The 10,336-nt window shown below is 68.9% G+C and carries 10 protein-coding genes; 8 read left to right on the top strand and 2 right to left on the bottom strand.

From position 1 onward, the window contains the following. On the top strand, positions 1-334 hold a 334-nt coding region (locus AX018_RS23570; RefSeq protein WP_146749430.1), incomplete at its 5' end, for a transposase. A gap of 178 nt (positions 335-512) precedes the next feature. On the opposite strand, the gene AX018_RS23575 is transcribed toward AX018_RS23570, so the two are convergent. Continuing rightward, complete coding sequence (locus tag AX018_RS23575) at positions 513-956, bottom strand: avidin/streptavidin family protein (protein WP_111882616.1); 444 nt, start codon at positions 954-956, stop codon at positions 513-515. Between the two features lie 365 nt (positions 957-1,321). Here AX018_RS23575 and AX018_RS23580 point away from each other — a divergent pair, with 365 nt between their 5' ends. The 7 genes from AX018_RS23580 to AX018_RS23610 all read left to right on the top strand — a co-directional run bounded on the left by AX018_RS23580 (position 1,322) and on the right by AX018_RS23610 (position 10,044). After that, entirely contained in the window at positions 1,322-3,268 is a 1,947-nt protein-coding gene (locus tag AX018_RS23580; protein ID WP_111882596.1) for an AMP-dependent synthetase/ligase, read from the top strand. 8 nt (positions 3,269-3,276) lie between these two features. Further along, positions 3,277-4,071, top strand: coding sequence for an ABC transporter ATP-binding protein (locus tag AX018_RS23585; protein WP_111882599.1), 795 nt, complete (start codon positions 3,277-3,279; stop codon positions 4,069-4,071). A 17-nt stretch (positions 4,072-4,088) separates the two neighbouring features. Continuing rightward, positions 4,089-5,018: a branched-chain amino acid ABC transporter permease gene (locus AX018_RS23590; RefSeq protein ID WP_111882602.1), complete on the top strand. Its 930-nt coding sequence runs from the start codon at positions 4,089-4,091 to the stop codon at positions 5,016-5,018. A gap of 140 nt (positions 5,019-5,158) precedes the next feature. Then, positions 5,159-6,223 carry a branched-chain amino acid ABC transporter permease gene (locus AX018_RS23595; protein WP_111882605.1) on the top strand — a complete coding sequence of 355 codons (1,065 nt, stop codon included), beginning with the start codon at positions 5,159-5,161 and terminating at the stop codon, positions 6,221-6,223. Between the two features lie 65 nt (positions 6,224-6,288). Next, complete coding sequence (locus tag AX018_RS23600) at positions 6,289-7,611, top strand: ABC transporter substrate-binding protein (protein WP_111882608.1); 1,323 nt, start codon at positions 6,289-6,291, stop codon at positions 7,609-7,611. A gap of 142 nt (positions 7,612-7,753) precedes the next feature. Further along, entirely contained in the window at positions 7,754-8,590 is an 837-nt protein-coding gene (locus tag AX018_RS23605) for an ABC transporter ATP-binding protein (protein ID WP_111882611.1), read from the top strand. Positions 8,591-8,796: 206 nt separating this feature from the next. Then, a complete protein-coding gene (locus AX018_RS23610; protein WP_111882613.1) occupies positions 8,797-10,044 on the top strand; it encodes a phenylacetate--CoA ligase family protein in 1,248 nt (415 codons plus the stop codon). Positions 10,045-10,147: 103 nt separating this feature from the next. On the opposite strand, the gene AX018_RS23615 is transcribed toward AX018_RS23610, so the two are convergent. Further along, positions 10,148-10,336 (bottom strand): transposase (locus AX018_RS23615; protein ID WP_146749431.1); only part of this gene is annotated, 189 nt, incomplete at its 5' end.

Consider the following 10,336-nt stretch of genomic DNA (forward strand, 5'->3'; position numbering starts at 1 on the left):
CCAAGTGACTGATCGCAAGGGAGCGCTTGCGGCCTTCAAGCGCTGCAAGCGCTCGCTGGGGCGGGTGCAAAGTGTGCTGACGGACAGCGGTTACACAGGCGAGCCCTTCGCGCAAGGCGTCAAGGACATCCTGGGTGAGCATGTGACGGTGCAGATCGCCAAGAGAAGCGAGTTGCACACCTTCAAGGTCATGCCCAAGCGCTGGGTGGTTGAGCGCAGCTTTGCTTGGCTGGACAAGAATCGGCGGCTATGGAAGAACTGTGAGCGATGGCTCAACACCAGCTTACAGTTCGTCCACTTGGCGTTTCTGGCTCTGCTACTCAGAAGATCGTAAACACGTTCTTAGAAGGTGTGAATGAATCCGGCGTGAGCCGATCGGCCGCCCGAACGCGCCCTATCCAGGCGCAAAGCACAGCCGTGGCCCGTGCCACAGCGAGCATTTGCAACGCAGCGCGGGCGCATTCTGGCGAGTCGAGCGGCCATGGCGGGTTCTTTCACACCTTCTCAGCCCGTCACTTGGGGATGAAGACGTCGCTGTTGGTCAGCACGTGGTCCCAGGAGAACTGCGAACTCGCCCGCACGAGGTTCCAGATCGTGGTGATGGTGGGCACGCCGCCGGGCGTATCGCAGGTGCCCGTCCAGGACGTGATGCTGCCGTACGCGCCCCACTGCACCGAGAACGCGAAAGCGGGCAGGTTGCTCGCCGCCGGAGAGGCGGGTGCGGGATGGTTGACCCACCCGATCAGCGTGTAGGCCGAGCCGGTGGTACCCGAAGGCGAGGCGTAGGTGCCCGAGAGCTGCCCGGTGGTCTGCACCGCCGTGATATTGAGCGTGGAGCCCAGTTGATTCTTCCATTCGCCCACCGGGTTGGTGCAGGTGGGCGTGGCCTGGGCCAGCGAGGCGCAGCCGCCCAGCAGCGCGAGGCAGGCAGCGTATCGGCTCAGTTTCTTGGTCATCTTCATTCCTCCTGTTCGTGCCGGACTCTGCGGTCCGGCGCCACAACACCCTCCGGCACGGCGCCTGGAGGGCTCCTGCGGGGCCGTCAGCCCCGGGAGAAGATGCTAGGGAGCGAAACACTTTCTGGCGCACCGGGCGGATTCATTTCATTCATGCACGGCATGAAGTCCGCCGCCGCCCCGCATGCCGGGGACGGCCCGCCATGCAGGGTTACACCCGTCAGGAGTTTCCCCGAAATTGTCGTTGGCAAGACAAGCCGGCGTCAAAGCGGTTCCTACCATCCGTGGCGATTCGTGCGAATGGCGTGCCTGCAGACAAGAAGGGGCCGCCACCACCATTCCCTCCACCTTCGGCAGGATCCGGCATGAGCGATACCTTTCCCCGATTGCTGCTGCGCCACGCGGCCGAGCGGCCCGGCGCCGCCGCGCTGCGCGAGAAGGAATACGGCATCTGGCAGACCACCCCGTGGGCCGGGCTCGCGCGGCTGGTGGAGCGCATCGCGGCCGGGCTGGAGGCCGCGGGCCTCGCGCGCGGCGAGCACCTGGTGGTGATCGGCGCCAACCGCCCGCGCCTCTACGCCACCCTGCTCGCGGCGCAGTCGCTGGGCGCCATCCCCGTGCCGCTCTACCAGGACGCGGTGGCGGCCGAGTGCGTCTTTCCGCTCCACAACGCCGAGGTGCGCTTCTGCGTGGTGGAGGACCAGGAGCAGGTGGACAAGCTGCTGGAGATCCGCGCGCAGTGCCCGGCCGTCGAGCGCATCTACTACGACGATCCGCGCGGGCTGCGCAACTACGCGGAACCCGGCCTCGCGTCGCTCGACGCGCTGCTGGAGGAAGGCGCGCGCATCGCCGATGCCGCGCCGGGCTGGCTCGCCGCGCGGGTGGAGGCCGTGCGGCCGGACGACGTGGCCGCGATGTTCTTCACCTCCGGCACCACGGGCAACCCCAAGGGCGTGGTGCACACGCACGCCACGCTGCTGGACCGCGCCACGGCCGGCGCCGAGTTCGACCGGCTCACGGCCGCCGAGGAGGTGCTGGCCTACCTGCCGCCCGCCTGGATCGGGCAGAACATCTTCAGCTACGCGCAGTGGCTGGCCTGCGGCTACGTGGTCAACTGCCCGGAGTCGGCGGCCACGGTGTCCATCGACCTCAAGGAGATCGGGCCCACCTACTACTTCGCGCCGCCGCGCATCTTCGAGGGGCTGCTGACCAGCGTGACGATCCGCATGGAAGACGCGGGAGCCGTCAAGCGCTGGCTGTTCGGCACCTGCATGGCGCTCGCGCGCCGCGTGGGCCCGGCGCTGCAGAGCGGCCAGCGCGTGGGCTGGTGGGACCGGCTGCGCTACGCGGCGGGCGACCTGCTGGTCTATGGCCCGCTGCGCAACACGCTGGGCTTCTCGCGGGTGCGCGTGGCCTACACGGCCGGCGAGGCGATCGGGCCGGACCTGTTCACCTTCTACCGCTCGATCGGCATCAACCTCAAGCAGCTCTACGGCTCCACCGAGACGGCGGTGTTCGTGTGCCTGCAGCCCGACGATGCGGTGCGCGCCGACACCGTGGGCGTGCCGATCCGGGGCGTGGAGATCCAGGTGGCCGAGAACGGCGAGATCCTCGTGAAATCGGCCGGCCTGCTGCGCGGCTATTACAAGAACCCCGAGGCCACGGCCGAGGTGCTGACGCCGGACGGCTGGTACCGCACGAGCGACGCGGGCTTCCTGGACGCGAGCGGCCAGCTCAAGATCATCGACCGCGTGAAGGACGTGGGGCGCCTGGCCGGCGGCCCGCACGACGGCGCGATGTTCGCGCCCAAGTACGTGGAGAACAAGCTCAAGTTCTTCCCGCACATCAAGGAGGCCGTGGCGCTGGGCCACGGGCGCGAGAAGGCCTGCGCGCTCATCAACATCGACTTCGACGCGGTGGGCCACTGGGCCGAGCGGCAGAACCTGCCCTACGCGGGCTACACCGACCTCGCGGGCAAGCCCGAGGTGCTGGCGCTGGTGCGCGGCTGCGTGGAGCAGGTGAACGCCGACCTCGCGGCCGACGGCCTGCTCGCGGGCAGCCAGATCCACCGCTTCCTCGTGCTTCACAAGGAGCTGGACGCCGACGATGGCGAGCTCACGCGCACCAACAAGGTCCGCCGGGGCTTCATCGCCGAGAAATACGCGCCCCTCGTCGATGCGCTCTACGCGGGCCGCGCCGAGCAGTACATCGAGACGCAGGTGAAGTTCGAGGACGGCCGCACGGGCCGCGTGAGCGCCACCCTGCGCATCGAGGACGCCAAGACCTTCCCGCCCGTGCGGCGCGCCGCCTGACGACCGCCATGACGACGACCCCTTCCAGGAAGACCGGCGACGTGATCCTCGACGTGCGCGACATCAGCCTGCGCTTCGGCGGGGTGAAGGCGCTCACCGGCATCTCGTTCGACGTGCGCGAGCACGAGATCCGCTCCATCATCGGCCCCAACGGCGCGGGCAAGAGCTCGATGCTCAACTGCATCAACGGCGTCTATGCGCCGCAGGAAGGCGCGATCACCTTCCGGGGCCGCACCTTCGCGCACATGAACTCGCGCCAGGTGGCCGAGATGGGCGTGGCGCGCACCTTCCAGAACCTCGCGCTCTTCAAGGGCATGAGCGTGCTGGACAACATCATGTCCGGCCGCAACCTGAAGATCAAAAGCAACCTGCTGCTGCAGGCGCTGCGCGCCGGCCCCGCCGTGCGCGAGGAGATCCGCCACCGCGAGGTGGTGGAGCGCATCATCGATTTCCTGGAGATCCAGGCCTGGCGCAAGGCCCCCGTGGGCCAGTTGCCCTACGGCCTGCAAAAGCGCGTGGACCTGGGCCGCGCGCTCGCCATGGAGCCGCAGGTTCTGCTGCTGGACGAGCCCATGGCCGGCATGAACGTGGAGGAAAAGCAGGACATGTGCCGCTTCATCCTCGACGTGAACGACGAGTTCGGCACCACCATCGTGCTGATCGAGCACGACATGGGCGTGGTGATGGACATCTCCGACCGCGTGGTGGTGCTCGACTACGGCCGAAAGATCGGCGACGGCACGCCGGACGAGGTAAGAGCCAACCCCGACGTGATCCGCGCCTATCTCGGCGCCGGGCACTGATACCAGGAGCCAAAGGCATGGGTTTCTTCCTCGAAACGGTGTTCGGCGGCCTCATGGCCGGCATGCTCTACGCGCTGGTGGCGCTCGGGTTCGTGCTGATCTTCAAGGCCTCGGGCGTGTTCAATTTCGCGCAGGGCGCGATGGTGTTGTTCGCGGCGCTGGCGATGGCGCGCTTCGCGGAATGGCTGCCGCGCTGGCTGGGCTTCGAGAGCCTGGTGCTGGCCAACGTGCTGGCCTTCGGCGCGGCGGTGGCGTGCATGGTGGGCGTGGCCTGGCTGGTGGAGCGGCTGGCGCTGCGCCACCTCGTGAACCAGGAGCCCATCGCGCTGCTGATGGCCACGCTGGGCATCACCTACTTCCTCGACGGCGCGGGCCAGCTCCTCTTCGGCAGCAGCACCTACAAGATCGACGTGGGCATGCCCAAGGATCCGATGATCGTGCTGGAGGGCACCTTCGAGGGCGGCCTGCTGCTGTCCAAGGAGGATCTCTACGCCGCCCTGGTGGCCGCCACGCTGGTGGCCCTGCTCTCGCTCTTCTTCCAGAAGACGCGCACCGGCCGCGCGCTGCGCGCGGTGGCCGACGACCACCAGGCCGCGCAGTCCATCGGCATCCCGCTCTCGCGCATCTGGGTGATCGTGTGGTCGGTGGGCGGCATCGTGGCGCTCGTGGCCGGGATCATCTGGGGCAGCAAGCTGGGCGTGCAGTTCTCGATCTCGCTGGTCGCGCTCAAGGCCTTCCCGGTGGTGATCCTGGGCGGGCTCACGTCGGTGCCCGGCGCCATCGTGGGCGGGCTGCTGATCGGCGTGGGCGAGAAGGTCTCGGAGATCTACCTCGGGCCGTTCCTGGGCGGCGGCATCGAGAACTGGTTCGCCTACGTGCTGGCGCTGGCTTTCCTGCTGGTGCGGCCGCAGGGGCTCTTCGGCGACAAGATCATCGACCGCGTATGAAGTACGCGGCCGATGATCTTGCGAAGTCGGTGCCCGGTGCGCGCAGCGCATCGGGTGGGGGCGGCCAGGGGACGCACCCGGCGGCCGCAGGCCGCGCCCACGTGTACAAGACCCCACCTCGCGTCTGAAAAAGGGCCACCATGTTCTACCGCGAAAACGGCCAGTTCAAGACCAGCTACCAGGCCGACCTGGCGCTCTTCCCCGTCGCGCAGGACCGCTGGGCGATGGCGGCCCTGCTGGCCATCGCCTTCGTGGGTATTCCGCTCGCGGGCAGCGACTACTTCTTCCGCGCCATCGCCGTGCCCTTCCTGATCCTCTCGCTCGCGGCGATCGGGCTCAACATCCTCGTGGGCTACTGCGGGCAGATCTCGCTGGGCACGGGCGCCTTCATGGCCGTGGGCGCCTACGCGGCCTACAACCTGCAGGTGCGCATTGAGGGCATGCCGCTGCTGCTCGCGCTGCTGGGCGGGGGCCTGTGCGCCACGGTGTTCGGCGTGCTCTTCGGCATCCCGAGCCTGCGCATCCGGGGCCTGTACCTGGCCGTGGCCACGCTGGCCGCGCAGTTCTTCACCGACTGGTTCACCAACCGCGTGAAGTGGGTCACCAACGATTCGTCGTCGGGCTCGGTGAGCATCGGCCACCTGCAGATCCTGGGCGCCGGCATCGAGACACCCGTGCAGAAATACCTGCTGTGCCTCGCCTTCGTGGCGGTGTTCGCGCTGCTGGCCAGGAACCTCGTGCGCGGCGCCGTGGGCCGCGAGTGGATGGCCATGCGCGACATGGACGTGGCCGCCGCCGTGATCGGCATCCGCCCGGTGTACGCCAAGCTCAGCGCCTTCGCGGTGAGCAGCTTCATCGTGGGCGTGGCCGGCGGGCTCTGGGGCTTCGTGCACCTGGGCTCGTGGGAGCCGGCGGCCTTCGGCATCGACCGCTCGTTCCAGCTGCTGTTCATGGTGATCATCGGCGGGCTGGGCTCGATCGCGGGCAGCTTCTTCGGGGCGGCCTTCATCGTGCTGCTGCCGCTGCTGCTGAACTACGTGCCGCACTGGCTGGGCCTGCCGATCTCCACCGGCACGGCCACGCACCTGGAGCACATGATCTTCGGCGCGCTGATCGTGTTCTTCCTCATCGTCGAGCCGCACGGCCTCGCGCGGCTGTGGTCCACGGCGCGGCAGAAGCTGCGCATCTGGCCGTTCCCGCACTGACGGGCCGCCTTCCCTTTCCGATCCCCCAACGCACCACCCGAGTGCCCACCCCAAGGAGACATGCCATGCAACCCAGGAAGATCGCACTGATCGCCGCCGCCGCAGCGGCGGGCCTCTCGGCCATCGCCGCCGCGCCGCTGGCGCAGGCGCAGGGCGCGGGCGAGCAGTTCGTGCCGCTGCTCGTCTATCGCACGGGCCAGTTCGCGCCGCTCGGCATCCCGTGGGCCGACGGCAAGCAGGACTACCTGAAGCTCGTGAACGCGCGCGACGGCGGCGTGAACGGCGTGAAGATCGCGTTCGAGGAATGCGAGACCGCCTACGACGCCGCCAAGGGCGTGGAGTGCTACGAACGCCTGAAGGGCAAGGGCGGCGGCGCGGCCGGCTTCGACACGCAGTCCACCGGCATCACCTTCGCCGTGACCGACAAGGCCTTCGTGGACAAGATCCCCGTGGAGACGGTGGGCTACGGCCTCTCGCAGTCGGTGGACGGCACGGTGTTCGAGTGGAACTTCCCGCTGCTGGGCACCTACTGGACCGCCGCCGACGTGATGCTGCAGGACATCGCCAAGAAGGAGAAGGGCAGCCTCAAGGGCAAGAAGATCGCGCTGGTCTACCACGACAGCCCCTACGGCAAGGAGCCCATCCCGCTGCTGCAAAAGCGCGCCGAGGCCGAGGGCTTCACGCTCAGCACCTTCCCCGTCACGCCGCCCGGCGTGGAGCAGAAATCCACCTGGCTGCAGATCCGCCAGCAGCGGCCCGACTACGTGCTGTTCTGGTCGGCCGGCGTGATGACGCCCGCCGGCATCCGCGAGGCGCAGGCGAGCGGCTACCCGCGCGAGAAGATCTACGGCATCTGGTGGGCCGGCTCCGACCACGACGTGAAGGACATCGGCGCGGGCGCCAAGGGCTACAACGCCATCACCCTGCACAACAGCGCCGCGAAGGACAAGGTGCACGACGACCTGAGGAAATTCGTCTACGACAAGGGCCAGGGCACGGGCGCGCCCACCGGCATCGGCACGCTGGCGCACACGCGCGGGATGATGATCTCGATGCTGCAGGTGGAGGCCATCCGCGCCGCGCAGGAGAAGTACGGCAAGGGCAAGGTGCTCACGCCCGAGCAGGTGCGCTGGGGCTTCGAGAACCTCGACCTCACGGCCGACCGGCTCAAGGCCCTGGGCTTCGGCGAGATCATGCGGCCCGTGAAGACCTCGTGCCAGAACCACATGGGCACCGACTGGGCGCGCATCGTGCAGTGGGACGGCGGCCAATGGAACATCCAGCCCGGCTGGTACCAGGCCGACAAGACCCACATCGACCCGCTCGTGAAGGAATACGCGGCCAAGTACGCCAAGGACAAGAACATCAAGCCGCGCAGCTGCTCCTGAGGGGCCGCCAGCCCCCCGGAACGGCCCTCGGGCCGTTTCGCCAGCCGGATCGGCGCCATGCCGCCGTATCTGCTGCATAGTTTGCTATTTATTTGATAGTAAAACGGGGTACTTCGGCCCCGGCACCGCCCGAGGAACGCGCATGACCGCTCCCGCCCCTGCCCCCGCTTCCGCCGCCGCGCCGCCGCTGCTCGTGGTCCACGGCATCGAGGTGATCTACCACCACGTGATCCTGGTGCTCAAGGGCGTCTCGCTCACGGTGCCCGAGGGCGCCATCGTGGCCCTGCTGGGCGGCAACGGCGCGGGCAAGACGACCACGCTGCGCGCCATCTCCAACCTGCTCGCGGGCGAGCGCGGCGAGGTCACCAAGGGCGGCATCGAGCTGCGCGGCGAGCGCATCGAGCGGCTCTCGCCCGCTGCGCTGGTGGAGCGCGGCGTGGTGCAGGTGATGGAGGGCCGCCACTGCTTCGCGCACCTCACCATCGAGGAGAACCTGCTCGCCGGCGCCTACACCCGCCGCGACCGGGGCGAGGTGGCGGCCAACCTGGAGAAGGTCTATGCCTATTTCCCGCGCCTGAAGACCCGGCGCGCGAGCCAGGCGGCCTACACCTCGGGCGGCGAGCAGCAGATGTGCGCCATCGGCCGCGCGCTCATGGCCGGCCCGCGCATGGTGCTGCTCGACGAGCCCTCCATGGGCCTGGCGCCGCAGATCGTGGAGGAGGTGTTCCACATCGTGCGCGACCTCAACGCCCGCGAGAAGGTCACCTTCCTGCTGGCCGAGCAGAACACCCACATGGCGCTGCGGTACGCCGACCACGGCTACATCCTGGAGAGCGGCCGCGTGGTGATGGACGGCGCCGCCCGGGACCTCGCCAGCAACGAGGACGTGAAGGAGTTCTACCTGGGCATGGGCGGCGGGGAGCGCAAGAACTTCAAGGACGCCAAGAGCTACAAGCGCCGCAAGCGCTGGCTGGTGTAGATGCGGAGCATCCCCCTGAGGCGCTGCGCGCCTTCCCCCTTCTCCTGCGGGAAGGGGTACGACGCTGGTGGCCGGGCGAAGCCCGCTCCACGGCGTCTGCTGGCGTGGCCTGCTCCGCGGCCATCGGATGGGGCAGGACGGTGCCGGTTTCATGCGCCGTTTCCTCGCATTGATCGCAAAACCATATGCATTGGGGAGGAACGACCATGACCGACACCTACGACGCCCAGGAAACCCGCGCGCCCGAGGCCCGCGAGGCCGCGCTGATGGCGGCGCTGCCCGCGCAGATCGCGCATGCGCGCGCGGCCACGGCCGCGTTCGGCGAGATCCTCGCGGACGTGGAGCCGGAGGCCGTCGCCAGCCGCGCCGCGCTGGCCGCGCTGCCCGTCACGCGCAAGCACGAGCTGCTCGCGCGGCAGCAGGCGGGGCGGGCCGCGAACCCCTTCGGCGGCTTCAGCGCGCTGGCCTTCGGGCCGGCGATGCCGCGCGTGTTCGCCAGCCCCGGCGCGCTCTACGAGCCCGAGGGGCGCCGCGCCGACCCCTGGCGCATGGCGCGCGCGCTCCACGCGGCGGGCTTCCGCCCGGGCGACCTCGCGCACAACAGCTTCAGCTACCACTTCGTGCCCGCCGGGGCCATGATGGAGAGCGGCGCCCAGGCCGTGGGCTGCACCGTCTTCGCGGCCGGCACGGGCCAGACCGAGCAGCAGGTGCAGGCCATGGCCGACCTGCGGCCCGCCGGCTACATCGGCACGCCGAGCTTCCTGCGCATCCTGCTGGAGAAGGCCGCCGAGATGGGCGTGGCGCTGCCGCACCTCGCCAAGGCCCTGGTCTCGGGCGAGGCGCTGCCGCCCTCGCTGCGCGACTGGTTCGCCGGGCGCGGCGTGGCGGCCTTCCAGTGCTATGCCACGGCCGACCTGGGCCTGATCGCCTACGAGACCGCCGCGCGCGAGGGCCTCGTGCTGGACGAGGACGTGATCGTGGAGATCGTGCGCCCCGGCACCGGCGACCCCGTGCCCGAGGGCGAGGTGGGCGAGGTGGTGGTGACCACGCTCAGCCCCGGCTACCCGCTGGTGCGCTTCGGCACCGGCGACCTCTCGGCCGTGCTGCCCGGCCCCTGCCCCACGGGCCGCACCAACACGCGCATCCGCGGCTGGCTCGGCCGTGCCGACCAGACCACCAAGGTGCGCGGCATGTTCGTGCACCCCGGGCAGGTGGCCGAGGTGGCGCGGCGCTTTCCGCAGGTGGTGCGCGCCCGCCTCGTGGTCAGCGGCGAGATGGCCAGCGACACCCTGGTGCTGCGCGTGGAAACCGCCGAGACGGCGGGCGGGCTGGCCGACCGGATCGCCGCCGCCGTGCGCGAGGTGACCCGGCTGCGCGCCGATGTCGAGATGCTGCGCCCCGGCTCCCTGCCCAACGACGGCCGCGTGATCGAGGACGCCCGCAGTTACCGTTGAGCGCTCCTTCCACGCTCGCATTGCACGGCGCTTACACTCATCTTTTGATAGCAATAAACCCAACAAACACGGCGACCTGCGTGTAATAAAGCTTAGAACGTGTTTACGATCTTCTGAGTAGCAGAGCCAGAAACGCCAAGTGGACGAACTGTAAGCTGGTGTTGAGCCATCGCTCACAGTTCTTCCATAGCCGCCGGTTCTTGTCCAGCCAAGCAAAGCTGCGCTCAACCACCCAGCGCTTGGGCATGACCTTGAAGGTGTGCAACTCGCTTCTCTTGGCGATCTGCACCGT

Origin of the sequence: Paracidovorax anthurii, from assembly GCF_003269065.1 — a bacterium.
Classification (GTDB): Bacteria; Pseudomonadota; Gammaproteobacteria; order Burkholderiales; family Burkholderiaceae_C; genus Paracidovorax; species Paracidovorax anthurii.

Bases quoted from the DNA above. Each gene is read 5' to 3' on its own strand.
- AX018_RS23575 (WP_111882616.1), bottom strand. From the start codon at position 956: ATGACCAAGAAACTGAGCCGATACGCTGCCTGCCTCGCGCTGCTGGGC.
- AX018_RS23580 (WP_111882596.1), top strand. From the start codon at position 1,322: ATGAGCGATACCTTTCCCCGATTGCTGCTGCGCCACGCGGCCGAGCGG.
- AX018_RS23585 (WP_111882599.1), top strand. From the start codon at position 3,277: ATGACGACGACCCCTTCCAGGAAGACCGGCGACGTGATCCTCGACGTG.
- AX018_RS23590 (WP_111882602.1), top strand. From the start codon at position 4,089: ATGGGTTTCTTCCTCGAAACGGTGTTCGGCGGCCTCATGGCCGGCATG.
- AX018_RS23595 (WP_111882605.1), top strand. From the start codon at position 5,159: ATGTTCTACCGCGAAAACGGCCAGTTCAAGACCAGCTACCAGGCCGAC.
- AX018_RS23600 (WP_111882608.1), top strand. From the start codon at position 6,289: ATGCAACCCAGGAAGATCGCACTGATCGCCGCCGCCGCAGCGGCGGGC.
- AX018_RS23605 (WP_111882611.1), top strand. From the start codon at position 7,754: ATGACCGCTCCCGCCCCTGCCCCCGCTTCCGCCGCCGCGCCGCCGCTG.
- AX018_RS23610 (WP_111882613.1), top strand. From the start codon at position 8,797: ATGACCGACACCTACGACGCCCAGGAAACCCGCGCGCCCGAGGCCCGC.